Consider the following 25,365-nt stretch of genomic DNA (forward strand, 5'->3'; position numbering starts at 1 on the left):
ACATGCACGGGCGCTAGGGTTGGATGCGCCTCCCCGATGGTGAGTGAACTCATGTGAGTTGCCGGGGTGTTGGGGTGCCGCCGGTCAGAGGGTGGCTCGGTCCACGGTGGTCGAGATGACGGCCATCGCGCTGATCTCCACCCGGAATTCCGGTTTGGCCAGCGCGGAGACCTGGAGCACGGTGCTGGTCGGCGGTGGATCACCCAGCCGCCGATTGCGTACCTCCGAGACGGCGGGGAGATCGGCCATGTCCAGCACGTACACCACGAGGCTGACGAGGTCGGCGAGTCCACCCCCGCACGCCGCGAGTGCGGAGTCCAGGAGGTCGAGGACACGCTCGGTCTGGCGCCCGGTGTCGTGCGCGGCCACCGGGTCACCGGCCGGGTCCTTGGCCACCTGGCCGCTGACGAGGACGAGCGAGGTGCCGCCGGCCAGCGGGACGACGACCGCCGGGGAGTAGCGGGCTGCCGTCGGAGGGTGGTCCTCAGGGTGGACAGGGAAGAACGGCGCGTCCATGCGGAGTCCTCTTCGGGGGATGCGGCCCCAGGGGCCGGACGGTAGGTGCGGTGACGTCCGTGCGGCGATCGACGGTGCGGAACCGGCACGGAGGACGGGAGTCGTGGCATGCGGCCGATGCGGGTGCTGATCGTGGACAACGGGAGCCTGTCGGTGACAGTGATGGCCCGCCGACTGGCCCAACTGGGCTGCGAGAGCGACATCGTGGCCTGCGCGGACGTTCCCCGGCGCCCAGCCGACCGGCATCGCGCCATGGTGCTGAGCGGCACGAAGGTGCCCGCCGATCAGGGGGCGTACGGCCCGCTCGTCGAACTGGTCGACGGGTGTCGGCTGCCGGTGCTCGGCGTGTGCGGCGGCATGCACATCCTCGGCCTTGCCCAGGGCGCCTCCCTGGTGCGGCGCGGGCAACGGGTGGGCGGCCATCAGGTGACGCTCGACGGCAGCGATCCGCTGTTCACCTATGTGGGGCGCACCGCCCGGCTCTTCCAGCGGCACACCCTGCACCTGAGCGACGTACCGGACCAGCTCACGGTGACCGGCTGGTCCGAGGACTGCCCGGTGGAGTTCATCCGTTCCGCGGACGGACGGCTGGCCGGAGCGCAGGCTCATCTGGAGTTCCGCCGTGACGGCGAACTGATACTGCGCCGCTTCCTCGAACTGGCCGCCGAGTTCTGACCGGCATCGGCCAAAAGGTCCGGCGGGGCTGCCTCGGTGCCGGACGGTGCGAAGACCGCGGCCAGTTCGGTGCGGCCGCTCAGCCCCAACTTGGCGTAGACATGGTGGAGATGGTTGTCCACCGTCCGTACGGACAAGGACAGCGCGGACGCGATGGCGCGGCTGGGCAGGCCGTCGGCCGCGAGCCTGGCGATGTCCAGCTCCCGCGGAGTGAGCCAGGGGAATCCGGACCGGGACAGCACGGTCACCGCCGGAGCACCTCCGCTGCGTTCCAGGAAGAGCGCGGCCCGGGCCCGCAGTCGCTGTGTGTCCACGCCGTGCCCCTTGGCCTGATGGACTCGGGCGGCCTCGGCGTATGCCTCCGCGGCCTGCAGGTGCATGGTGCGTTCGGCGAATTCCGCGGCCACTCGCTCGAGCGTCGTGGCATCGGCCCGGGTGGCTGCCTCGGCATGGGAGCACAGCAGTGGGGCGAGGGCGTGCTCCGAGTGGCCGGCCAGTTCCCGCAGGCGGCGGGCGGCGGGTGCGGGGTGGCCGAGGCGGACGGCGTCATGCAGTGCGAGCGGTTCGAATCCGGCGAGTTCAGGGTGGCGTGCCGCTGCCGCCGCCACGCTCAGGGCGATCCGGCCGGCATCGGCCAGGTCACCGTCTGCATGGGCCGTCCAGGCCCGGACGAGCTCTGCCCAGGAGCCACTGGGGACGTGGCCGCCGCCGTGGCCCGCGCCGTCACCTTCGTCGTCGCCCGCGATCCGCGCCAGCGCCTCGGCGGCGAGCCGGGCGTCACCGGCGAGGGCGGCCAGGGCCGCGTGCTCCCGATGCAGGGCCGGTGCGCCGGGCCAGGCCGCCGGGTACTCGTCGAGCAGTCGCAGCCCTTCGTGCACCGAGCGGCGCGCCGTTCCGATCCACCCCTGTATGCGGGCCGCGCGCGCCAGATCGGTGCAGGCCCACAGCATGGCCTGAGGCCAGTCGTACGCCGCGGCGACGCGGTAGGCGTCGTCGGCGATGGACACGGCGTGCTGCGACTCGCCCGCGAGAAGGCACGCCTGGCAGCGCGCGTGGGCGAGAGCGGCCCGCAGCAGGGGCGAGGGGTGTGCGGGTTTCGAGGCCACCACGTCGGCTCGGTCCAGTGCGGCCAGGGCTCGAGCGAACTGGCCCCGCCTGGCCCAGACGGTTCCTTGCACGCACAGGGCGAGTGCCGAGGGTTCGGGGTCACCACCGAACGGGACCAGGTCCGACGACACCAGGCGAAGCGCGTCCTGGGAGCGGCCGCGGCAGGCGAGCATGAACGCCTCGGCGGACCGTATCCGTGCGGGATCGACCGTCGTGCCCTGGACCGCACGGAGTTGCCGAACAGCTTCGGCCGCTCCCCCGGCCCGGCAGAACTCCGCCCAGGCCCGGCCCATCGCGAGTTCGTCACGCACTTCGGGTGACGGATGCCCCCGCTCCCGCTCCCGCTCGGGCGGTGAGCCTTCCCGCGCGGCGGCCCAGGGCGCTGACGTGATGTCGGTGTCCGTGTCGGTGTCGGTGTCGGTGTCAGGAGTGGTGGCGGCTCCGGTTGCGGTCCTGGCACCTGTGTCGGTGACAGCTCCTGCCGCTGTCTCCTCACCGGTTCCGGTCGTGGCCGGTATGGAGCCGGGCGATGTGCTGCCCGGCAGGGTGGCGCGCCACAGGACCGCCGCAGCTTGAACCGCGGCCGTGACGGAGAGCCTCTCGCCCGCAGCCAGTGCGTCGGACGCGAACGAGGTGGCGGAGCGGAAGTCCCCTGCGGCGAAGGCATGTCGGGCCGCGCGGACCAGGGTGCCGGACGGCACGGGCACCCGGCCCGCCTGGCACAGGGACACCGTGTGCGGCGGCGCCCGGCCCCCGCTCTCCTTGAGTGCGGCCGAGGCCAGCAGCCCGAGCTGCCGCCTGCAGTTGCCGGCCCGGAGCGCGGGACAGTGGGCGCGCACCATCGCGGCCAGGAGCGGTGCCACGAGAGTGACCAGCGGCCCGTCCGGTGACTCGCCGGTATGGATGACCCCGGCGGCCTCGGCCGCTTCCACCTCGGCGGCGGTGAAGGCCGTACGCAGGAAGGCGAGCGGAACCGGATCGCCGTGGGCCACCATCTCGACCAGATCGAGGGCACGCCCGCGCGGCCGTCCGAGCCGCTCGTCGACGAGTTCGGCGAGGCGGGCGCCGAGAGGCCAGCGGCCACGCCAGCGCCAGACGCCGTGCGCCTGGGACAGTGCGCCGCTGTCACGCCCGGCGGCCACCAGTTCGGCGAGGAGTTCCTGATTGCCGGCGGTGGCTCGCCACAGCCGGTCGGTGGTGGACCGGGCGACGAGGCCGCCCAGCAGAGACTCCAGGAACGCGTCCGCGTCGGCCCGGTTCACCGGCCTGAGGTCGATCCGAAGGGCTCTGCCCTGCTTGTGCAGTTCGACGAACGACGCGGGGAAGTGCTGCCCGCTGCGGGCGGCGAGCAGCACCAGCGACCGCCCTTCCAGAGCCAGCCGGTACAGCAGTGCGCCGGACATCTCGTCCAGGAACTGCGCGTTGTCGGCGACGACCACGAGACGGCGCCGGCTGGACGGGCCTCCGCCCAGGGCGTCTGCCGCGGCACGCAGGACCCCTGCGGTGGGGAGGTCGTTGCGGGGAAGGGCGCCGGGAGGGAGGAGGGGGGCCAGCGCTCCGAGGGGTACGTGCCGGGTCCCCGCGGCGGTGAGGGCCTGCACGATCCGGTGCCGCTCGGTCGCGGCGAGCACATCCGAGGCCCGGGCGAGGAGCCAGGACTTGCCGGTGCCCGCGGGCCCGGCCACCAGAACCGCACCGGTCGCCGTGAGCGGTGGCTGCGCCCTGCCCCCGCGGGCGGGACGATCGAGGCCGGCCGCGTCCCGGATACCCGCCAGCGCGCGTTCCATGAGCTCCGCCGGCCGCCGCCGACCCGCGAGACAGAGATCGCCGGCGTCCTCCGCGCGGTCCTTGGCCGGCCCAGGGGCCGGGCGGGTCGCCACCCCGTGTCACCTCCAGTGGGTCGGGGCATCGCCTGCGGCTGCCCCGACGGGTCGGTGTGCTCCGCACTCTAAGTGGGCGCGGAGATCGTCGATAAGACACCTATCGGCCGAGGCGATCGCCGGACGGCGCCGCGTCAACTGCCAGCGGACCAGGGAGTGTTGAGTAATTCCGTGCCGAAAATTGAGTAGAGCGCTGCTCAGGTCTTCCAGGCCACGATGTGCTGCACTGCCTTGGTGATGGGCTTCCGTGGGTTCGGTCAGCCGGTGCCGCCACTGCTGCAAGCGTGACAGGACCGGGCAGTCGGAGTTCGCCGGTGTCCTGAGTACGGGGGCTCAGCCAAGGTCATCGAGGCGTAAGGACGAACCGTCGTGCCCGCTGCCGCTTTTCCCTTCTCCCTGCCCGACTCCCCTGCTTCTCCCCGCTCTCACGCACCCGCGCCCGATACGCCCGTGCCGCTCCGGGAACGCCTGCCCCGGGTGTCGGATGCGACCCTGCGCGACTCCGCGCACATGGCCGGCATCGAATTCACTGCGGCCGGTGCGGCCGCGGTCTCCGCTCTGCTGCACCGCATCGGTGTCGACCTGGTCGAGGTCGGTTTCCTCACCGGTCCCCACTGCGCCGACGCCGCGCTCGTCGAAGCCGCCCACGAGGCCGTCGGCCCCGAGAACTGCCTCTCGCTGGTGCCCGTACGCACGCGCACGCAGGTCGCGCAGGCGCTCGCCGAGGCCCGGCGGCTGCGGTGCATGAGCGTGATGCTCTCGCTGCCGACGTCCGCGGAGCACGCGGAGCTCAAACTCGGATCTCCCAGCCTGCGCAGGCTCATCAAGCTGGCCTGCGACGCGATCGCGCAGGCCAAGAGCCTTGGTCTGCATGTCACCTTCAGCGGCGAGGACGCGGCGCGCACCCCGGAGTCACGGCTCGCGGAGTATGTCGCGGCGGGTTTCGGTGCCGGAGCCGACCGCTTCCGGCTGGCCGAGACAGTCTCGTCGCTCACCCCCTGGCGCTGCGCGGAACTGGTGGCCGGGCTCAAGGGGCTGGAGGAGGTCGGCGAGGTGGAGGTGCACTGCCACAACATGCTGGGCATGGCGGTCGGCAACTCGCTCGCCGCCCATGCGGCGGGAGCCGACTGGATTTCCGCCACCTCGGCGGGCATCGGAGAGCGTGGCGGCAACACTCCGCTCGCCGAACTCCTGTGTGCCCTGCGCGTGTTGTACGGCGATCACCGCCACGCCCTGGAGCACCTGCCCGAACTGGCCGCCGAGGTCCACCACAGGGCGGGACTCGAGGAGCCGTTCGTCTCCGGCCCGGCCACGCGGTACGCCTTCGCCTACGAGATCCCGGGGCAGCTCGCCCACCCCGAGGCATACGAGTCCATCGCTCCTGAACAGGTGGGCAACGAGCGCTGCCTGCGCGTGCGGACCCGCTTCGCCCCGGCGCTGCTGCGCTGGGCGCTGGGCGACGCCGCCGACGGCCTGGACCTGGACGCCTACCGTTCCTGGCTGCACCGACGCCAGGAGCGTTGCGGCAGTCCGCTCCTCGACCGGGCGGAGATCCGGCGCCTGGCGGACGTCTTCCGGGTCTCGCCCGATTCGCTCGACGGCCTGGGCGTTCCCGACGGTTCTCACGGTCGGGCTCCGGTGATGCCGCCGGCCGATGCCGAACCGACGACCACGTCCGGGAGGCCGTGATGAGTACCGTCGCGACGCTGTGCCCCGAGTGTGAGACCGAGCTCTCCCTGCCGCCCCTCACCGAAGGCGAGACCGTGAACTGCCCGGAGTGCCTTCTGACGTTGCGGGTCACCCACCTCGAACAGGGCCGGGTGGAGCTGGAGTTGGTCGAGGCGGAGCTGCGGGACTGGGGCCAGTGATCGCGCGCGTCGGACAGGAACAGGCAGTCGGACAGGAACAGGCAGTACGTCCCGGGCCGCGATCGGGCACTGCCGGGGTCGCCGTCGTCACCGATCGCGTCGGCTGGGAGGAGCGGCGCCTGCTCGACGCGCTCGGCGCCCAGGGGGTCGAGGCGCGCTGGGTCAACGACGAGGCGCTCTGCCTGGGCCTGCCCAAGAGCGCCGTGCCCGACTGCTCGCTCGCCCTGATCCGCAGCCGCAGCTATGTGCGCGGTCGCCTCCTCGCCACGCTGCTGCACGCCCACGGCATCGCCACCCTGAACCGGCCCCGGGCCATCCAGCTCTGCGAGAACAAACTGGACCTGCTGCAGGTCCTGCACCGTGCGGGCGTGGCGGTGCCGGAGTTCCGGCTGGTCCTCTCGCGCGGCGATCTGCGCGCCGCGCTCGCCGAGTTCGGCACCCCGGTGGTCGTCAAGCCGCTGTACGGCGGCCGGGGGCGCCGCGTCTTCCTGCTGCGCGATCAGGACCTGGCGGAGTCCTTCTACGACTATGTCGAGGATCTGGGCCACGGCTACGAACAGGCGTGTCTCGCCGAGCCGTACCTCTCCGGTGCCGCTCTGCGCTGTCTTGTGGCCGGTGAACGCGTCCTGGCCACCGTGCGGTTCACCCGGGCTCCCGGAGAATGGCGGAGCAACGCCGCCAAGGGCGCGGCACCGCACTATCTGGCCGACTGCCCCGACGCCCACGCACTCGCGGTGCGCGCCGCGGCCGCGCTGGGTCCGGGCATCTACGGCATCGACCTCTTCGACCGGCCGGAAGGTCCACTCGTCGGGGAGATCAACCACACACCCGGCTTCCGCGCGGTCGCCGATGTCGCCCCGCTCGACGTGGCCGCGGCGATCGCCACATACATCCGAGAGGTCCTCGGATGACCCGCGTCGGCGTCGTGGGCGCCTCGGGCCTGACCGGCGGCGAACTCATCCGCCTCGTCCATCAGCACCCCCAGCTGGACCTCGCCTACCTCGGGGGCCACCGGCATGCCGGGCAGCGGCTCTCGGCGGTCCACCCGGGGCTGCGGCTCCGCCCCGACCCGCTCATCGAGAGCGCCCTCGACGGCGGTGCGGCCCGGCGCTGCGACGCGGTGCTGCTCGCGGTCCCGGCGGCCGTGTCGGCGGCCCTGGTCCCTCGCCTCGCCGGTGCCGGGCCGGTTGTCGTGGACCTCAGCGCCGCCTTCCGGCTGCGGTCACCCGAGGCGCACGCGCGGTGGTACCCGCGGGTCGACCGGTCGCCAGGACTCGTCGACGACTTCGTCTTCGGCGTCCCCGAACTCATCCGCAAGGAGCTGTCGGAGGCCGACCTCATCTCCCTGCCCGGCTGTTACGCGACCGCCGCCATGCTCGCTCTCGGCCCGCTCCTCATCGCCCTGGGGCTGCGCCCGGACAGGCTGCTCGTGGACGCCAAGGGCGGGTCCAGCGGGGGCGGGCTCTCCGCGCGCCCGGCCGACCTGCACCCGTACCGGAGCGGCACGGTCTCCCCGTATGCCCCTGCCGGCCACCGCCACGGAGCGGAACTCGACGAGTTCTTCGCCCTGCACGCACCGGGACCGCTGCCCCGCACGGCCATGTCGGCCTACGGCACCGGCGGCGTCCGCGGACTCCTGGTGAGCTGCTACGTCTGCATCGACACGGCAGATCAGCGGGAGGAGGCGCCGCTGGACGACCGGACGCTGCTGCGCTCCTACATTCGCTTCTACCGTGAGCATCCCTTCGTGCGCTTCAGGCGACCCGAAGAATCCGTCATCCCCCTGCCCAGCCCGAAGGCCGTCACCGGCTCCAACTTCTGTGATGTGACCGCCCTGTACGACGCGGACGGGGGACGGGTCGTCGCGCTCGGCGCGCTGGACAACCTGCTCAAGGGCGCAGCCGGGCAGGCGGTCCAGGCGCTCAACCTCCGCTTCGGACACGCGGAGGACGCGGGCCTGACCATGCTGCCCACGGTGCCCGTATGAAGGGGCAGGACGGCCCTGTCGCGGGCGGCGGCCCGGCGGACGGGCGTGCTCCGGGCACCCTCGTGGTGAAGCTGGGAGGCAGCGTCCTGCACGAGCTGTCCTCCGCCTGGTGGGACGACTTGGCCGCCCTGACGCGCTCCGGCACGCGCACGGTCCTGGTGCACGGCTGGTCGAAACAGCTCGCCGCACTCGACCCCGCCCACGGCAGGCCCGAGGCGTTCGTCCGGGACCGCCACGGAAACCGCAGCCGTCTGACCACCCCTGGCGTCCTCGCGGACATACGACAGGTCAGCACATCCATCCACGCATACGTCGCCGATCAGCTGGCCCACCGCGATCTGACGACTCATCACATACTGGGCAGCGACGGACTCTTGTCCGCCCACCCGGGCGAACGCCTGTGGTGGCAGGGGCGCGCGCTCGTCGAAATCGACAACCTGGTCGGCCCTCCGCACCGTGTCGACGCGACGCGGCTGGCCGACGCCGCAGCCCACGCCGACTGCACACTCGTGACCCCACTGGCCCGCGACCCGCACGGCCGCGTGGTCAACACCGATGCGGACCGTGCGGCGGCGGCCCTGGCCGCCGCGCTGCGGGCACCCTGTCTGGTCCTCGTCACGGATGTGCCCCACGTCCTGGTGGGCGGCAGGCCGGTGCGCCGGCTGGCGCTCTCCGCGGTGTCCGGGCTCCGGCGGGAAGCCACCGGCGGCATGCGCAAGAAGCTGCACGCCACCGCCGAGGCCCTGCGCTGCCAGGTGCCCAGGGTGGTGATCGGCAACGGTCCCGTCAGCTCCCTGGCCGGCGGACGGCGCGGCACTCTGATCGAAGGGCCGTCCGCCGATGAGGCACGCAAGCGCCACGCCTCAGGAGACCGCCACGACGACGGATCCGGAACACGAGGGCGGTGAACACGTGCGCCGGCGTGCGTGGTTGTTGTTCCTGGCCGCCTCCGTGATCGGTGGAATGCCCTACCTGCTGATCAAAGTCGCGCTCACGGACTACCCGCCCGCCACCGTCGTCTGGCTGCGCTGTCTCGTGGCCACACTGGCCCTCGGCGCCCTGTCGCTGCGCCGCAGCCTGCTTCGCTGGCTCCGCCACCAGTGGCGGGCGGCCTCACTGCTGGCGCTGGTGCAGATCACAGTCCCCTTCCTCGCCATCGCGGCAGGGGAGCAGAGAGTCACGTCGTCGCTCGCGGGATTGCTCATCGCGACGGAACCGCTGTTCGTGGTGGCCCTCCTGCGCTGCCTCGCCCCCTCGGAACGCGTGGCCCCCGGACAGATCGCAGGCATGCTCCTCGGCGTCCTCGGAGTCTCCGCCCTGGTCAGCACCGGCGGCGGCGACCCCTCCTCCACTCTTGTCGGGGTCACCCTGCTGCTGACCGGGTCGTTCGGCTACGCCCTCGGAGTCGTCCTGCTCAAACGGCACTTCGCCGAGGTGCCGCCCCACGAACTGGCCACCGTCACCCTCGGCCTCAACGTCCTGCTGCTCGCACCGCTGGGCGCCTCCGCGGCCGTGACCCGCGCTCCCGCCTGGACCACCGCGGCGGCGGTCCTGTCGCTCGGCCTCGTCTGCACGGCCGTCGCCTTCCTCGTCTACTACGCCCTGGTCCCCGCGGCCGGAGCGGCCCGCGCGGCCGTCGTCACCTACCTCAACCCCGCCGTGGCCGTGCTCCTCGGCGCGCTGTTCCTCGACGAGCACGTGTCCCTGATGACGGTCACCGGCTTCCTGCTCGTGGTCACCGGCTGCTGGCTGGCCACGCGCCGCTGGGGCCGCAACCGCACCGAAGGGCTTGCGCCGGCACCCGGCACGGGGCGCGGCGAACACACAGGTCACCGCCGAGAATGAGCAGGCCTCTGTGCCAGGGCGGCCTCGCCGCCCTGGCACAGGGTTACGTCGCACTTACCACCTGAACATGGCGACCTTGGCCGCGGCGCTCACGGTCCTTGACGCCACCTCGGCCACGTTCTCGCCGACATCGACCACTTGTTGGGCGGCGCCGGCCAGTGCCTTGCTCTCCTTGAGCCGGGCGTTGACGTAGTAGTTGGCGGCAACGGCTGCGACGGGACCGGCAACCGGGCCGATCACCGGCACGGCACCGGCGGCGATGCCGCCGGCTGCTCCGGCCGCACCCGAGATCAGCCCGCGCATACCGGCTTCCACGTAGTCCTCGGCGTCGTGGAACTCGTCGTCCACGGCGAGAAGAGCCATCTCGATGACGGGGGTCGACACGACACCTGCGAGTGGTCCGGCCACTTTCACCAGGGTTTGCGCGGTGGCCTTGGTCGTGGCGTACCGGGCGCCCGCCTGAGCCACGGCTACCGAACCCTCACCACCGACCACCGTGGCGGCATAGCGGGCCGCTTCCCGCCCGACCATCTCAGCCCCGAGGGCTTCCGCCTTCGTCGTGAAGAGAACCTTCGAGCCCTCGCGGGTCACGGCCTTGATCAGCTCAGCACCGAACTCGTTCACTGGCAGCCTCCCACCCTTGTACGCCTGCGCTGCGTTCGACGCTAAGTCACTGCGGGAACCTGCATGGTGGGCCTCTTGCCGGTGTGGCGGATGCGGCGAAATCCTATTCAAGAAGTGAAGCACGGCCTTACCTCGTCCAGCATGTGCGCCCGCGTCACCACCCGCGCGCCCCCTCTGTTTCGTCTGCTTCGTTGGGAGTTACCTTGCGGGGGTCTGTTGCGATGACTGCTTCGTCTATTGAACGGACGGCGTCTGCGGGATGAGGGCCGGGTTCGGAGCGCTGGACGGGCCTTGCACCCGCGGCCTGCCCCGGCGCGGAGCCGGGGCAGGCCGCTGCATTCACGGAGTGGTGTCAGGTCGCGAGGTGGAATCCGGCGCCGACGCCGCCGTTGGCGTTCATCTCGTCGATGATGCTCAGGATCGGCGAACTGTGCTGGGCACCCCATGCGTTGCCGACCAGCGTCTGGCCGTTCACGACGGGGGAACCGGAGTCGCCGCCGTCGGTCCAGATGAGGTGGGTGAACCAGATGCCGTTGGTGCCCAGTTTGATGCCGCAGGTCAGACCGGTCCGGTGGCCCTGCTTGCACATCCGGGTCCCGTTGGCGGGCGGCGCCCCGATCGAATTGATGGTGACGGAGCCGACGGTGCTGGTGGGGGCGACCCGGCTCTCGTCCAGCTTGATCACCGCGTAGTCCAGGCCCTTGGGCCCGCTGTTGAGCAGGTTGTTGGGGGTACTGACGTACGTCACCGTGCCGATCGACCCCGTCTCCAGGTCGGGGCGGCTGGCCTTGAGGTCGGCCGGGGCGGCGGCCGTTCCGGCCGGCGAGGTGTCCCGGTAGACCTGCTCGCCGACCAGTTTGTTGCCCTGCTCGTCGATGAAGCAGTGGGCGTTGGTGAGGCCCACCAGGTTGCCCGCCGCGTCGCGGCCGACCGCGGTGAGGGTGCAGACGTAGTAGCTCGTGGGCTCCTCGGGCGTCGGCTTCAGCCGGAAGACGATCCCGGTACCGCCCCCGACGGGCGTGAGCGCCCGCGCGCTCGGGGCGGGGGGCGAAGCCGGGGCGGCGCCTGCGGACGGAGCCGCCGTGAGGGACATGCCTGCGAGGAGGACAACAACACCGAGGGCACGTAACGGACGTATCATTCCATCACTTTCCTTGAAGGACTGGGCAGTTGACTGAAGCCCAGGGGTACGGCTCGCGTCAATCACCACGCCGAACAGAAGTCTCTTCTTGTATCACCCACGCGCCTCAGGAACACAGGAGGCGAACCGGCCGCGCCGGGCCTCGCCCGCCCGCGCTCGCGGTCACGACGTGGTCGACGGGGCCGGCTGAACCTCCTCGGCGAGCACCACTGGGTCCATCGACGCTTCCACCACGAGGTCGCTGCCGCCGACCGTGAGGCCGGCTTTACGCGGTGATTCGCCCGGGCCGCTCGGGCACCCCCACCGACGCGTGGCAACGGTACTGCCGATGCACTGACTCCAACGCGACGATCACCGCGCTCACCATCGGCTCCCCCGTCCACCGGCCCTGGTGGGCGGCCCCGGAAGAGAGCTCGAAGCGCTCCGTGGAGCCGCCCCTCGTACGCCTGGATCAGCGCTCTGACGGCGACGGCACACCGTCGAGCAGTGCGGACAGCCAGCGGACCACCGCTACCGCGCCCGGGTCGGGGTGACCGAGGGCGCGTTCGCCCAGGTAGCTGGAGCGGCCGCGGCGCGGGGCGAGTTGGGCGGTGGCCGTCGCGCCCTTGTCCGCGGCCTCCACTGCGCGGGCCAGCGCCGCCCTGGCGTCCTCGCCGTCGGTGAGCGCCTCGCGCAGGGCCTCGGCGGCAGGGACCAGGGCGTCGAGCATGGTCCGGTCGCCGACCTTCGCGCCGCCGAGGCGGCCGAGTTCCTCGGTGCCTTCGGCGAGCGCCCGGGCCCATGCGTCGGCCGGCGGGAACGTGCCGTCCGTCTCGGCCTCTTCGATGACCGTCGCGGCGCGCATCAGGAGTACGGCGTACAGCGGCCCCGAGGTGCCGCCGATCGCGCGGCGCACCGTCGAGGCCATGCCGCGCAGGACTCCGGCCGCGGTGTCGTCGTAGCCGGAGTAGTCCCGCTGCACCGCCTCGGAGCCGCGCTGCAGGCTGATGCCCAGGTCGCCGTCGCCCACTTCGCGGTCCATGGCGGTGAGTTCGGGCTCTGCGCCGACGAGGGTGCTGCAGACGCGCTCGATGGGGCCGCGCAGGGTCTCGCGTGCCCCGTTCGCGCGGGCGGCGTCGGTGTGTGCGGCCCTCGCGGGCTCTGTGCGCTTGGCGGTGCGGCCGATGGTGCGGGCCGGGCGGCCCACGTGCTGGGCGGGCCAGGCGGGGGCCGTGGTGGGGGCGTCGATGCGGGCCAGGACGGCGTCGTCCACCGGCAGCAGGGACAGCGAACAGCCGGGCATCTCCAGGGCGGTGAGGAAGTTGCCCGTCCACACCCGCTCCAGGACCAGGCCGCGCTCGGCCAGCCACTGGGCACAGCCGCGGGTCACGATGGCGAGCTCCATGGGCGGCGTGCCGCCGAGGCCGTTGACCAGGAGCGCGACGCGGGCTCCCGCGGTCAGGCCCCGGTCGGTGACGATCTGTTCCAGGAGCGTGGCGATGAGCCCTTCGGCGGGCTCGGCGGGCACCCGGCGCACCCCGGGCTCGCCGTGGATACCGAGACCCAATTCGAGTTCGCCGTCGCCCAGTTGGAAGCTGGGCGTGCCTGCCGCGGGGACCGTGCAGGAGCCCAGGGCGACACCCATGGTGCCCACGGCGGCCGCGGCCGCCTCGGCCTCACGCGCCACCTCCTCGAGGGGCGCACCCGCCGCGGCGGCCGCACCGGCGATCTTGTGCACCAGGACCGTGCCCGCCAGACCGCGGCGTCCCGCCGACTCGCCGTCGGCCGCGAGGGCGACGTCGTCGGAGACCGTGACGGTCGCCACGTCGATGCCCTCGGCGCGGGCCAGTTCGGCCGCCAGCGCGAAGTTGAGCCGGTCGCCGGTGTAGCTCTTGACGATCAGCAGGACTCCGGCGGGGCTCCGCACCGTACGAATGGTGTCCAGGATCGTGTCGACCGACGGGGACGCGAACACATCGCCGCAGACCGCGGCCGTGAGCATCCCGTCACCGACGTAGCCCGCGTGGGCGGGCTCGTGCCCCGATCCACCCCCGGAGACGACCGCGACGGTCTGGGGCAGGACCGTGCGCAGCGCTACGGTCTCCCCCTCCAGGAGCGAAATCTCCGGGTGCGCCCAGGCGATGCCCTCCAGCATCTCCCGCACCACGTCCTGCGGATCATTGATCAGCTTCTTCATTGCACAATCTCTCGCTGCGTCGGAACGTCGGTACGCCCGTGTCGTGTGGTCAGGCGCATTTCTTCGCGAAAGCGCGAGCGTACGCGTCTGTGGCGATCAGTACGTCCGTCACCATGCAGAGGACAGGTATCCAACTCCTCGATGGCGGCGCCCTCCAGGACCAGTTGGCCCGACGTCGCCCCGGCCGGGAGCCGGTGGCGGGGGCTTCCCTGACCCGGGGGCAAGTGGCGCACCACGAGAGCGGCGGCTTCCGCTGCTCCATCCTCGAAGCCGCACCGTCCGCTCGCAAGCAGTCCAGCGCCTCAACGATCACGCCTTTCCCAACAGGCCCCAGTGGCCTCCCCGTCACCGGCCGGAACCTACTCCGCCGACCACACGATCCGCCGGACAGGCACTGCCCTTGGCCCTGACCCTGACCATCGCCGCAGTCCGCGAGGGCACCGGCGGGATCCGGCTGCTGCTCACTCACCCAGCGGATGCGGAGCAAGCGTGACGCGTGCTCCCGTCTCCGCCGACCGCTCGATCGCGTGGAGCAGGTGCTGGCGCCGGGCCGCGTGCGCGAAGTCGGGGGCGTGGCGGGTGCCTTCGGTGAGGTCGGTGTGGATCTGGGCGTACTGGGCGCCCACGTTGTACGCGGGGTCGGAGCGCAGGTCGTCGAGGTCCGGTACGTCGAAGTAGCGGGCCGGGACCGGGAGTTCGGCTGGTGCGGTGTCCGTGCCGCGGGCGCCGCGCACCATGAGGGCGGCCTGCTGAAGGTGACCGTGGCCGCCGGTGACGACCAGGTCGCCCTCGGTGCCGTTGATCTCCCAGTGGAAGTTCGTGCCCCGGGACAGGCCCGCGCGGAAGTGGACGGAGGCGACCGCGCCCGACTCCAGGCGGCCGCTCACCGCGATCTGGTCGTGCACCGTCATCGGCGCCGCCCGGCCCGTGCCCTCCTCGTGCACCACCGGCCGCCGGACCGCCGTCGTCGAGCTGACCTCCGTGAACTCCCCGAGCACCAGCGACACCGCGTCGACGGTGTGCCCGAAGGGGATCGTCAGCATCGTGCCGCCGTTGGCCCGGTCGAGCAGATACTCCCCGCCCGGTTCGAAGACCGGCCCCCAGCGCCGCCCCGACGCGACCAGACTGGTGGACAGGACCTCGCCCACATAGCCGTCGGCGACCAGGTCGCGCAGATACCGGACGGCGGGCGCCGAGCGCGCCTGGAGTCCGGCGAAGGTGCGCACACCGGCGCCCTCGGCGGCCGCCGCGAGCTCCTCGGCCTCGGCGAGCCCGTTGCCGAGCGGCCACTCGGAGAGCACCGCTTTGCCCGCCTTCAGTGCGGTCAGGATCACCTCGCGGTGCCGGGGCACGCGGACGCTCACCACGACCAGGTCGACCTCGTCCCCGCGTACGAGATCGGCGGTGGAGCCGAAGGTCAGGGGCACTCCGAACTTCTCGCCCGCGGCCCGCGCGGACGCGTCGCTCGAGGCGGACAGGGCGCGCAGGTCGAAGCCGGGGAGCCGGGTCAGGGCGGGGACGTGGGAGTGGGGCGCCCAGCCGCCCCGGGCGGAGAGGCCGACGAGGCCGACGCGGACGGAAGCGGTCGCGGTGTGCTGCTGAGTGATCATGGCGAGACCGTAGGAGGCGCCCGGTGGTCACCCGCAAGGGCCCCTGCTTTATTTTGGAAACCATGGCAGCTCAGCGGCGTGATCACCAGGAGTTCCGGCACGACATCTACGGCCTTCTCTGCCCCGGCCGGGCCGTCTTCGAGCTCCTCGCGGGGAACAAGTGGTCGGGCCTCGCCATCACCGCCCTGGAGGACGGCCCGCGCCGCTTCGGGGAGCTGAAGCGCAGGTTGGAGGGCGTCAGCCCGAAGGTGCTCACGCAGACGCTGCGGCGCCTGGAGGAGAGCGGACTTGTCACGCGCACCGTCTACGCCGAGGTCCCGCCCCGCGTCGAGTACGCGCTGACCGAGCTCGGCCGCGGCGCCCTCGAACCCCTCGCCCACCTGCGGACGTGGATCCGCGCCAACACGGGCAGGTTCGGAACTCCCGGCATCGACGCGCCCGGCTCCCACCCCTGAACGCCCCTGCGGCTGCTCGGTCTTGACTCGGCAACAGGCCCGGCGGGCGCGGCCAGTCGTAGAGCGAATCGGCGCGCCCGGATGCCATGGGGCGACGGAGACCGGGCAGGGCAACCCTGATCCTGTCCCGCCGCCGCGGGGGCTCGTCGTGGCGGTGTGGCAGGCGTCGGAGTGAGCCACCCGGCGCAGCAGGGTCTCGGCGTCGCGGTCAGGCGCCTGGCCTCCTCGGCCGCCGCGCGCTCGTCCGGTCCCCGATTCATCGAGCTGTGGTCCCACCACGTCGTACGCGGCCTCGGCATCCGGGACGGTCCGCGAGGTGGTCCCGCCCCAGGCCCGCGTCTCCGGGGGTTGCCCTTTCGGACAATGTCGCGGCGTGGCTGCGGCCCTTACGGTGGGCGGGCTCTCGCTGTCCCGACCAGAAAGAGACGTCCATCATGAGGTTCCTGCGCAGCCGTTCCGGCGTCGCCGCATCCGCGCTCACCGTAGGCGTCGCGCTGCTTGCCCCGCTGACCGTCAGCTCCCCGGCGGACGCCGCCGTGAAGGGCTTTCACTCCAAGAAGGGCATCAAGTCCTGCCCGAAGAAGGGCCAGACCGTCTGGATGTACGCCAAGGGGGCCGGCAAGTTCCGGGCCTCGTGGCGAGCCGCAGGCACCAAGAAGATACGGTCCCGCCAGTACATGAACACGCCGGACGGCATCTCCACGACGGTCCTGCCGACCTGGCGCAAAAACGCGGCCTGGAAGCTCACCTCGACCTACGGCAACGGCAAGAACCTCGCCAAGGCGTTCGCCTTCTGCAGCACCCGTGGCACCAAGACGGTCGGCAAGGGCAAGGTCAACGACAAGAAGGTCGCCACCAAGCGCTGCGGCAAGGGCAAGCAGGTCTTCATCAACTCGCAGGCCATCGGCCGCGTCGAGCACAAGTTCAAGACCCCGGGGCGCGGCCACCACGTGTACACGCAGGACTTCAACGCCTACCAGGGCTATCTCCTGGCCTGGCGCGGCACGCCGACCGGCAAGCGCGCGGTGACGTACAGCATCCGCGCGAAGGACGTTCCCGGGAAGCTCAGGGGCGCCGTCATCAAGAAGACCCTGGTGCAGTGCCTCAAGTACTGACAGCACGGCCAGAACGGGCTGAGCCTGCTACCGGATTCCTCGGGTGGCGGCGCTCAGACCGCGCTGACTGCGCTGGTGCTACTTCACCGGCGTCCTACGGTCAGCCTGAAGAAGGAGGGGAACCACCTCGCAGGCGTTGAGTTCCGTCGCGATGGCGACGTCATCGGCACCGCCCGTACCGACGAGCTCTTGGCCCGAGGAGCCACGGTGCCTCGCCGGTACGGCTGGTGCCGGCTGAAGACTCCCTGTCGCTGCTGCCCCGCCTCGCACAACAGCCCGGAAGACAATGATCGAGCTCCGCCGTTAGATTCTCTGCCGTGACCTTGTCGGAGACGCACGGCCTCACGTCGATGACCGACGAGGCGCAGGTGCATTGGATCGCATTGGGGGACACTTCGCGGCGGGCGGCCGTGGTCATGCTCCACGGCGGTCCGGGTCTGCCGGACTACCTGGGCGCTGTCGCCCCCATGGTCGCCGACCTGGCGCCTGTGTACCGGTACGACCAGCGCGGCACGGGCGACTCCCCGTGGCAGGGCCGCCATTGCCTCGACCGGCATGTCGAGGATCTCGCCGAGCTCCTCGACGCATGGGACGTGCCCGCGGCCGTCCTGATCGGCCACTCCTACGGCACTGACCTGGCGAGCCGCTTCTGCCTGACGCATCCTGACCGGGTTGCCGCGATGATGCTGATGTGCGGGCCGTTCGTCGGTGATTGGCGTGCCGGGTACCGAGCAGAGCGAAGCCGCCGCATGTCCGCAGCCCAGCAGGCGCGGCTCCGTGAACTGGAAGGGTTGCCACACCGAACGGAGGAGCAGGAGGTCGAGCTGCTCACACTGGCCTGGTTCCCCGACCACGCCGATCCCCGACGAGGGTGGCTCTGGGCCGCGCAGGCCGCCCGGCGGCGCCGCCCCGTCAACTGGGCAATGAACGCCGAACTTGGCCGGGCCGGGCGCGCGGACCCGCTCGAAGAGCATCTTGCCGAGCTGCGCACGCACCTGCCCACGCGAGCAGAGCTCCTCGGCGGGGCCGACGACCCCCGCCCCGTGTCGGCTCTTGAATCGCTCGCGCTCCGGCTCGATCTTCCGCTGACCCGGATCGAGGGCGCTGGACACGAACCCTGGCTGGAGCGGCCTGACGCCGTACGTGCTCACCTGCGGCGGTTCGTACAGGGCGCGGTGGGCTCATAGGGACTGGGCCCACCGCGCAGGATGAGCGGGGGCGCCGCCCGGCCGTGCACGACGGCCATCGCCGGCCTCGGACCGTGACGGCCTCGGACGGAGACAGCCTCTGCCGGAGGCGGCCTCTGCCGGAGCTGTGCCCCATGTCGCCGAAAGTGGAAGGTGCTGCCTTCGCGGCCTGTCGAGCGGGGGCTTCGTGCCGGCGCGGGAGCAGTTCCTCGGCTCGGCGGCCGGACAGTCCGCGCCCGCTGTGAACCGGCCGGCCAGGCAGGGGCAGAGAAGGCCACGCGAACTTCAACAGGCGGACGTCTACGGCTGGTTGGGGCCTGCGGGGGCCGGGCCACCGGCCGGGTGCGTGAGACGATCGGGAAACAGGCCACTAGGAGAGGACTTTCATGGGGGGCACGGGTCGGCTGCATGTCAGTGCGGAGCTGGCGGGGCTGCTGGAGCGGATCGACGCGCTCGGCGGGACGCTCGATGAACGGGCCCATACCGCTGAGGAGTTGGGGAGGCTGCCGGAGGACACGGCGCGGGTGCTGCTGGACACGGGGATCGTGCGGGCCGAGCTTCCGCTGAGCCTGGGCGGGTACGAGTTCGCGCCACGGCAGCTGATCGAGACGGTGGAGCGGGCGAGCTACCACGACGCCTCGGCCGGGTGGACCATGTTCGCGCTGCAGCTGATGACCGGGACCACCGCGGCGTACCTCGCCGGGGACGCGGCGGCCGAGCTGTTTCCCGACGTGGCGAACGGAAAGTACGCGCTGCTGTCCGGGCACGGCACACGCCCCGGTCGGGCTGTCCCCGTGGAGGGCGGCTACCGGGTCAGCGGCCAGTGGCAGTTCGCCTCCGGGATGGCGCACGCCACCCACATCCACAGCGCGATCCAAGTCGAGGGCACCGGCGAGCTGCGGGTCCTGGCGATGCCGAAGTCACAGGTGACCCTGGACGGCAACTGGGACGTGCTCGGGCTGCGCGCGACCCACAGCATCGACTACCACTGCACCGACGTGTACGTGCCGCACGAGTACACCTACGTCGCGACCACCACCAGCCCGGTCAACGGCGGCGCCCTCTACCGCCTGGGCCTGGTCAACATGTCAGCGATCGGGCACACGGGCTGGGCCCTTGGTGTGGGCCGGCGGCTCCTGGACGAGCTGAAACGGGTCGCCGCGGCACGGACCGGTTCGCGGGGCGCTGCGGTGGACACCTCCCAGTTCCACGCGGAGTTCGCGACGGCCGAGGCCGGGCTCCGGGCAGCCCGGGCCTGGGTGTACGACGTCTGGCAGGACATCGAACACACCCTGGACCAGGACGAGTTGACGACTACGGAGCAGGACACCCTGATCCGTCTCGTCCTGAACCACACCACCTCGACCGTGTCCGAGGTGGGCCGTGCCGTCCACCGCTGGGCCGGCTCGGCAGCCATCCGCCGCGGCTCCGTCGACCGCTTCCTCCGCGACCTCAACACCGGCACCCAACACATCACGTCAAGCCCCGTCGTCCTCCAGAACTGCGGCAAGTGGCTCAGCGGCGCCCAACCCGACGCCCGATGGACCTTCCTCGACCTCACCTGACCAACCGCCCCGGGGGGTGCCCCGGGGCCCGACCGCCCGAGGCCGACACGAGCCCGACGCCCGGCCCCGAGGTGACGCCGACGGCTCCCAGCGTCGTTCCGGTCGCGCTGGAGCTGGGGCCCGCCCGAGTCGCCGTTGCACACCATGGCCCGGGGAACGCTGCGTGGAATCCATGCCGCCGGCTCATGACCTCGACTGGGCGCCGTCGCCATCGCCGACGACCAGGCGCATCGCCCCTCGCCGGAAGGGAATTGATGAGATGGAGAGATCCATCCCGTTGCACGAAGCAGCATTTCGTGCCCTGCCCCAGAGGCCCATACGGTCGGATTCATGGAATGGAATTTTCAGACGGCCGAACAGCTCACGACCGCCCTGCGTGCCGGTGAAGTGACCTCGGCGGAACTCACCGACGAGGCGATTGCCCGTATCGAGCGGGACGACAAGGCGGTCAACGCGATCTGTGTGCCGGACTTCGACCGTGCGCGGGCCGCCGCGCGCGGTGCCGACGAGGCGCGCGCCCGCGGTGAGGACCGTCCGCTGCTCGGTGTTCCGGTGACGGTCAAAGAGTCCTACAACATGGCGGGGCTGCCCACGACTTGGGGCCTGCCGGAGCATCGGGACTTTGTGCCGGCCGAGGACGCGGTGCAGGTGTCGCGGCTCAGGGCCGCGGGCGCGGTGGTGCTGGGCAAGACCAATGTGCCCTTGGGGCTGCAGGACATCCAGAGCTTCAACGAGATCTACGGAACCACCAACAATCCGTGGGACCACGGTCGCACGTCGGGCGGATCCTCCGGCGGATCAGCGGCGGCGCTGGCGTCCGGATTCGGCGCGCTGTCCATCGGCTCAGACATCGCCGGTTCGCTGCGCACGCCCGCGCATTTCTGCGGCATCTACGCGCACAAGCCGACACTCGGGCTGGCGGCGCCTCGCGGCATGGTCGCGCCGCCGGCACCGCCGTTGCCGGTCGACCTCGACCTCGCCGTCGTCGGTCCGATGGCGCGCAGTGCCCGCGACCTCGCGCTCCTGCTCGACGTCATGGCCGGACCGGACCCGCTGACGCACGGTGTGGCGTACGACGTGACGCTGCCGCCCGCGCGCCACGAGCGGCTCGACGACTTCCGGGTCCTGGTCATCGACGAGCATCCGCTCATTCCGACCGGGTCCGCTGTGCGGGCGGGCGTGAACCGAGTGGCCGACGCCCTGGCCGACGGCGGCGCCCGCGTCGAACGGCACACTCCGCTGCTGCCCGATCTGGCCGAAGCCGCGACGCTCTACACGCAGTTGCTGATTTCGGGTTCCGTCGCACGCTTTCCCGTCGAAGCGTACGAGCAGCTGCGGACCCGCGCCGCCGGACTGAGCGCAGACGACCAGAGCCTCGACGCGACGCGGCTGCGCGCCATGGTGTTCAGCCACCGCGACTGGATGGAGGCGAACAACCGCCGCGAACTCCACCGCCACGGCTGGCGGCAGCTCTTCGCCGAGTTCGACGCCGTGGTGTGTCCCATCACGCCCACGCCCGCGTTCCCGCACGACCACAACCCCAATCCGCTGGAACGCCGGATCGACATCGAGGGCGTCGAGGTTCCGTACTTCGATCAGCTCGTCTGGGCCGGTCTGGCCACCATGCCCGGCCTGCCCGCCACCGCCATACCAGCGGGCCGGTCCCCCGCAGGGCTGCCGGTGGGAGTGCAGCTCATCGGCCCGATGCTCGAGGACCGCACCCCGCTGCGGCTGGCGGAACTGCTCGAGCAGAAGATCGGCGGCTTCCAGGCCCCCCGGTAGGGCGCACGACCCGGTGGCCGTCGAGGACGAGGTGCGGATCACGACGAGATCCTCCGTATACGCGCAGTCGCTGCCCGGAACTCGAAGGCCACCCGCCCCTCCCCCACAACACAACACAACACAAAGCTGTCGGACCATGCTGACGCTGCATGCATGGTCCGACAGCGACATCGATCACAGACGCCCGGGCCTTACTGCCCCCGCCTGCGCACCCCTTGGACCGCCGCGAGAACGACACACGCGGTGAAGACGGCGTCGGCCCCCGCCGCCGACCAGATCCACAGGGCGACCCGCGGCCCGGTGGTGCTGGGGTCGGCCTTCAGCTCGGGGTCCACGAAGAGCCGGATGCGATCACCGATCTCCCTGCCGCTGCAGCCCTCGATCGACCCCTGGATGACATGGCCGTCCGGGTAGCGCACCTGGCAGTAGAAGTTGTCGCTCCTGTGGGACTTGTCGACGATCGTCAGCTCGGCCCAGCTGCCCCGGTCGGTCAACGCCCGGTCCTGGGCCAGGAACAGGGCGAAGACACCGAGGGAGATGGTGGCGAGGACGAAGGGAACCATCAGCCACAGCGACCGGTTCGTGGTGACGGCTATGAACCAGAGGAGCGCGGCCGCGAGAAGGATCCCGGGGAGGGCGAGCCACGGGCCGATGACCGTAGAGATCATCGCCCCGACCGCGAACGCGACGGCCGCCGTCAAGACGTAGAACAACTGGCGTGACGGCAGGGACAGTTCGAGCCGCGCCAGCCACCCGGGCAGACGTGTGGCGCCCCCGCCACCACGCCGCCGCGTCGCCATGGTCAGTCACTTTATGGCCTGCGCAACCGCGCCTCACCCATGTCGGCCCGATTGGCTCCGATCGGCCACCCCGCGTGACCATCGCTACTGAAGAACCGCAGCATGCTGCACGCGGGCCTGTACTTCTACGACGTCATCGGCCTCCTCCAGCCGGCGCGTCCGTTCAGCACATGTACGACACCCGCGGCCTGTCCTGGCAGACCGCGCCGGCGGAGTGGCACTGCCCGGCCGTGGTGCGACCGGACGCCATGTGCCGCACGCCTGTGTCGCCCGCCCATCGCCGGTCAGCTGATCGGAGGCGGGAGAGTGACCCGGGCCGCGAGGAACTTCGGGGCCATCTCGCGGTAGCTGTCGGTGATCAGCTCGGTGAGCTCGCTCCAGTCGGTGTGGTCACCGAGCACGGCAACCACGACGTTGTGGCCCCAGTCGGCACGGCGGAACGGGAATCCGTCGGCGGTCAGGCCGAGCAGGTCGTCGACAGGTACCCGAAAAGTCATCACGACCAGTTCCTGGCCTGCGGCCACCAACGGGGCGTAGACCGGGGAGCGCTCCGCGTCCGGCGTATAGACATGAGCAAAGGTCCGCGTACGGATCCGCCAGCGCACGCCGATCCAGGCTGGTTCCTCGTACGACTCGGGCAGCTGCCGGCAGATCGGCCGCAGCCGGTTCAGGATCTCCGGCGGCACGTCTCCAGGACTGGACATGGGTCGACACTAGCGGCCCTCGGTGCAGGGGCGTCGACACCAGCGGCCCTCGGCGATGGGCAGGGCATGCGCGCCCGCCCGTATCACCGAACCGACTTCGCAGACGCGGCAGTTCACTCCTCGACCGCACGGCGCTCTTCTCCGTCGACGAACGCGGCGAGCCTCCGGCAGCCCGTGGCGCAGAGCGCCAGAAGCGTGGTGATGACCACCCCGGCGAGTCCCCCTCCAGGACCCGTGCCCGCCCTGACACGGAAACCAGCGGATTTTGAGCGCCCCGACCAGCAGAGCGGGCCCCAGGAGCAGCATCAGGAAGCCGCGCGGGTCCCACCAGGTCCATGACTTCCGTCCGCGGACGCCGTCGCGCTGAGGACGACCGGGCGCGAGTCCTGGCCGGGCCGGGCCGGGTCGGTGCCCGTCAGCTCGGAGCGCCGTCCTCGGTTGCTGCCCGGGCGAGGGTGTCCGCCACCGTCGTGCAAGCAAGCCTGGTCACGGATCGCAGCTCGGCGTCCGAGGCGCGGGCCCGGCTCAGTACGGCCAGTGACTGGATGACGGCGACGACGAACGTGGCAAGTTCGTCGATCGTCCGAGGGTCGGCCGAGGAGTCCGCCAGTGCGGTGCGCACCCGCCGGTGTTGCTGGTCCAGCAGGCCGCGCACCCGCGTGGCGTTCCCCTCCGTCAGCGTCGGCGACTGGGTGGCGGACTGAGCGATGAGGCACCCGGTGGGGACCGACGGGTCGGCGATGCGGTCCAGGACGACGTCGAAGAATGCCTCGATGGTGCGCACCGGGTCACCGGAGTGCGCCGTGAGCGCCCGTTCGAACTGGGCGCCGTAGATCGACGCGTAGTGGTCGAGGCACTGGTGGAACAGGGCGTCCTTGTTGCCGAAGGTGCCGTAGAGAGAGCCGCGGCCGAGGCCGGTGGCGGAGCTGAGCGCATCCAGTGAGGCGTCCGCGTATCCGTGCTGCCAGAACACCCGCATGGCCTGGTCCAGGGCCGCGTCGACGTCGAACTGCTTCCGGCCGGACACCGCGTGCACCTCCTGTTTTCGTGTGCCTGCTGTGAGCCTACCCGCATCTTGGATCGATCGGTCAAATAATCTTTGACCGATCGGTCCAAGATGGTTAGCGTGACGGCCAGTTGCCCCGACGTTCTCCCCACGTCTCCCCCGCTCCGCCCAATGGACCCGCGCCAGTTGGACCTGCGTCAGCGCCGCGAAAGGAATGATCATGAATCTGTCGTCGACTGCCCTGCCCACACCCGAAGGCCCCGGTTCCGTCACCGGAGCACCGAATCTCCCGGCCGGATTCACGCAGACCTTCACCAGCCAGTACGTCGACACAGGGCACCTGCGCCTGCACACCGTCACCGGCGGCGAAGGACCCCCGCTGCTCCTGCTGGCCGGCTGGCCGCAGACCTGGTACGCCTGGCGCCTCCTGATGCCCGCACTGGCACAGGACTTCCGGGTCGTCGCGGTCGATCCACGCGGTGTCGGGCTGTCCGACAAACCCCTGGACGGGTACGACACCGGCACGCTCGCACGCGACATGGTGGCGCTGATGGACGCGCTCGGGCATCACCGGTTCGCCATGGTCGGTCACGACATCGGCATGTGGACCGGCTACGCCCTGGCCTCGGACCACCCCGACCGACTTGATCGCCTGGCGGTCGCCGAGGCCGCGATTCCGGGACTCTCCGCCACACCACCGCTCTTCGGCAGCCAGGAGGCCAACGACCGTCTCTGGCACTTCGCCTTCAACCGCCTCACCGACGTCAACGAGCAACTGGTCAGCGGACGGGAACACCTCTACTTCGGCCACCAGTTCGCCACGAAGTCCGCGAAGGCACTGCCCGACTACGCCGTCCGGCACTACGTCGACATCCTCGCCGCCGATCCGGAAGCCCTGCGCTGCAGCTTCGAGTTCTACCGCGCACTCGACACGACCATCGCGCAGAACCAGCAGCGCGCGGCTCGGCGGCTTTCCCTTCCCGTCCTGGCGATCGGAGGAGCGGAGAACTTGGGTGCATCGGTCAGCGCAACGATGAAGCTCGCCGCCGACGACGTGAAGAGCCTTGTCCTCCCCGAATGCGGCCACTATCCCTCCGAGGAAGCACCGGAGGCGATGCTGTCGGCTCTGACCGCGTTCCTGGCGCCGTAGGGCGCCAGATCCGCGACGGCGCGGTGGGCCGGGGGGCCGGGCCGCCCCGCCCCGCCCCCCCCCGCCCCGCCCCCTGCCGGACGAGTCGCAGGAAAACCCGTTGCGCCGTCCCGGCCTCGACCTGAACGGTGGTGCTACGGCTGCCGCCACAGCCGGAGCGGTCGCTGATTCA

At 71.3% G+C, this 25,365-nt stretch carries 22 protein-coding genes; 13 read left to right on the forward strand and 9 right to left on the reverse strand.

Going from position 1 to position 25,365, the window contains the following annotated elements:
- Positions 1-84: 84 nt before the first annotated feature.
- The gene (locus ACFWYM_RS09890; protein ID WP_384832816.1) at positions 85-516 is read right to left on the reverse strand and encodes a RidA family protein; all 432 of its coding nucleotides are present in this window, start codon (positions 514-516) and stop codon (positions 85-87) included.
- Between the two features lie 108 nt (positions 517-624).
- Between ACFWYM_RS09890 and ACFWYM_RS09895 the strand changes: the two genes are divergently transcribed.
- Positions 625-1,191: a gamma-glutamyl-gamma-aminobutyrate hydrolase family protein gene (locus ACFWYM_RS09895; protein ID WP_384832819.1), complete on the forward strand. Its 567-nt coding sequence runs from the start codon at positions 625-627 to the stop codon at positions 1,189-1,191.
- Here the strand turns inward: ACFWYM_RS09895 and ACFWYM_RS09900 are convergent.
- On the reverse strand, positions 1,122-4,085 hold the full coding sequence (locus ACFWYM_RS09900; protein ID WP_384832822.1) for a LuxR C-terminal-related transcriptional regulator: 2,964 nt from the start codon (positions 4,083-4,085) through the stop codon (positions 1,122-1,124). The genes ACFWYM_RS09895 and ACFWYM_RS09900 overlap by 70 nt on opposite strands.
- Before the next feature lie 570 nt (positions 4,086-4,655).
- On the opposite strand from ACFWYM_RS09900, the gene ACFWYM_RS09905 reads away from it, so the two are divergent.
- From ACFWYM_RS09905 to ACFWYM_RS09930, 6 genes are read left to right on the forward strand one after another with little or no spacing between them, the layout of a single operon-like run.
- Positions 4,656-5,867, forward strand: a complete 1,212-nt coding sequence (locus ACFWYM_RS09905; RefSeq protein ID WP_384832824.1) for an isopropylmalate synthase — start codon at positions 4,656-4,658, stop codon at positions 5,865-5,867.
- Positions 5,867-6,046, forward strand: a complete 180-nt coding sequence (locus ACFWYM_RS09910; RefSeq protein WP_384832827.1) for a lysine biosynthesis protein LysW — start codon at positions 5,867-5,869, stop codon at positions 6,044-6,046. Before ACFWYM_RS09905 ends, ACFWYM_RS09910 begins: the two co-directional genes overlap by 1 nt.
- Positions 6,043-6,957, forward strand: coding sequence for a RimK family alpha-L-glutamate ligase (locus ACFWYM_RS09915; protein ID WP_384832830.1), 915 nt, complete (start codon positions 6,043-6,045; stop codon positions 6,955-6,957). The genes ACFWYM_RS09910 and ACFWYM_RS09915 overlap by 4 nt, the downstream gene beginning before the upstream one ends.
- Positions 6,954-8,033, forward strand: a complete 1,080-nt coding sequence (gene argC / locus ACFWYM_RS09920) for an N-acetyl-gamma-glutamyl-phosphate reductase (protein ID WP_384832833.1) — start codon at positions 6,954-6,956, stop codon at positions 8,031-8,033. The genes ACFWYM_RS09915 and argC overlap by 4 nt, the downstream gene beginning before the upstream one ends.
- Positions 8,030-8,941 carry an acetylglutamate kinase gene (locus ACFWYM_RS09925; RefSeq protein WP_384832836.1) on the forward strand — a complete coding sequence of 304 codons (912 nt, stop codon included), beginning with the start codon at positions 8,030-8,032 and terminating at the stop codon, positions 8,939-8,941. The genes argC and ACFWYM_RS09925 overlap by 4 nt, the downstream gene beginning before the upstream one ends.
- Positions 8,874-9,878 (forward strand): DMT family transporter, encoded by a 1,005-nt coding sequence (locus tag ACFWYM_RS09930; protein ID WP_384832839.1) that lies wholly within the window; start codon positions 8,874-8,876, stop codon positions 9,876-9,878. Before ACFWYM_RS09925 ends, ACFWYM_RS09930 begins: the two co-directional genes overlap by 68 nt.
- A gap of 54 nt (positions 9,879-9,932) precedes the next feature.
- Here ACFWYM_RS09930 and ACFWYM_RS09935 read toward each other — a convergent pair whose 3' ends face one another.
- From ACFWYM_RS09935 to ACFWYM_RS09950, 4 genes are all read right to left on the reverse strand, one after another.
- A complete protein-coding gene (locus ACFWYM_RS09935; protein ID WP_384832842.1) occupies positions 9,933-10,502 on the reverse strand; it encodes a hypothetical protein in 570 nt (189 codons plus the stop codon).
- Between the two features lie 352 nt (positions 10,503-10,854).
- Positions 10,855-11,595: a trypsin-like peptidase domain-containing protein gene (locus ACFWYM_RS09940; RefSeq protein ID WP_384832845.1), complete on the reverse strand. Its 741-nt coding sequence runs from the start codon at positions 11,593-11,595 to the stop codon at positions 10,855-10,857.
- A gap of 499 nt (positions 11,596-12,094) precedes the next feature.
- A complete protein-coding gene (locus tag ACFWYM_RS09945; RefSeq protein ID WP_384832848.1) occupies positions 12,095-13,819 on the reverse strand; it encodes a dihydroxyacetone kinase family protein in 1,725 nt (574 codons plus the stop codon).
- A 461-nt stretch (positions 13,820-14,280) separates the two neighbouring features.
- Positions 14,281-15,429 carry a Gfo/Idh/MocA family protein gene (locus ACFWYM_RS09950; RefSeq protein WP_384832851.1) on the reverse strand — a complete coding sequence of 383 codons (1,149 nt, stop codon included), beginning with the start codon at positions 15,427-15,429 and terminating at the stop codon, positions 14,281-14,283.
- A 62-nt stretch (positions 15,430-15,491) separates the two neighbouring features.
- Between ACFWYM_RS09950 and ACFWYM_RS09955 the strand changes: the two genes are divergently transcribed.
- From ACFWYM_RS09955 to ACFWYM_RS09975, 5 genes are all read left to right on the forward strand, one after another.
- Positions 15,492-15,884: a winged helix-turn-helix transcriptional regulator gene (locus ACFWYM_RS09955; protein WP_384832854.1), complete on the forward strand. Its 393-nt coding sequence runs from the start codon at positions 15,492-15,494 to the stop codon at positions 15,882-15,884.
- A 434-nt stretch (positions 15,885-16,318) separates the two neighbouring features.
- Positions 16,319-16,999 carry a hypothetical protein gene (locus ACFWYM_RS09960; protein WP_384832857.1) on the forward strand — a complete coding sequence of 227 codons (681 nt, stop codon included), beginning with the start codon at positions 16,319-16,321 and terminating at the stop codon, positions 16,997-16,999.
- Positions 17,000-17,316: 317 nt separating this feature from the next.
- Entirely contained in the window at positions 17,317-18,186 is an 870-nt protein-coding gene (locus ACFWYM_RS09965) for an alpha/beta fold hydrolase (protein ID WP_384832860.1), read from the forward strand.
- Between the two features lie 386 nt (positions 18,187-18,572).
- Positions 18,573-19,751 (forward strand): acyl-CoA dehydrogenase family protein, encoded by a 1,179-nt coding sequence (locus ACFWYM_RS09970; RefSeq protein ID WP_384832863.1) that lies wholly within the window; start codon positions 18,573-18,575, stop codon positions 19,749-19,751.
- 330 nt (positions 19,752-20,081) lie between these two features.
- Entirely contained in the window at positions 20,082-21,533 is a 1,452-nt protein-coding gene (locus ACFWYM_RS09975; protein ID WP_384832866.1) for an amidase, read from the forward strand.
- A 191-nt stretch (positions 21,534-21,724) separates the two neighbouring features.
- On the opposite strand, the gene ACFWYM_RS09980 is transcribed toward ACFWYM_RS09975, so the two are convergent.
- The 3 genes from ACFWYM_RS09980 to ACFWYM_RS09990 all read right to left on the reverse strand — a co-directional run bounded on the left by ACFWYM_RS09980 (position 21,725) and on the right by ACFWYM_RS09990 (position 24,064).
- Positions 21,725-22,333, reverse strand: a complete 609-nt coding sequence (locus ACFWYM_RS09980; protein WP_384832869.1) for a hypothetical protein — start codon at positions 22,331-22,333, stop codon at positions 21,725-21,727.
- A 284-nt stretch (positions 22,334-22,617) separates the two neighbouring features.
- Positions 22,618-23,037, reverse strand: coding sequence for an MmcQ/YjbR family DNA-binding protein (locus ACFWYM_RS09985; RefSeq protein WP_384832872.1), 420 nt, complete (start codon positions 23,035-23,037; stop codon positions 22,618-22,620).
- Positions 23,038-23,452: 415 nt separating this feature from the next.
- Entirely contained in the window at positions 23,453-24,064 is a 612-nt protein-coding gene (locus tag ACFWYM_RS09990; RefSeq protein WP_384832875.1) for a TetR/AcrR family transcriptional regulator, read from the reverse strand.
- A gap of 199 nt (positions 24,065-24,263) precedes the next feature.
- Between ACFWYM_RS09990 and ACFWYM_RS09995 the strand changes: the two genes are divergently transcribed.
- Positions 24,264-25,193 carry an alpha/beta fold hydrolase gene (locus ACFWYM_RS09995; protein WP_384832877.1) on the forward strand — a complete coding sequence of 310 codons (930 nt, stop codon included), beginning with the start codon at positions 24,264-24,266 and terminating at the stop codon, positions 25,191-25,193.
- The last annotated feature ends 172 nt before the right edge of the window (positions 25,194-25,365 follow it).

It is taken from the genome of Streptomyces sp. NPDC059009, from assembly GCF_042740175.1.
In the GTDB taxonomy this organism is placed as follows: Bacteria; Actinomycetota; Actinomycetes; order Streptomycetales; family Streptomycetaceae; genus Streptomyces.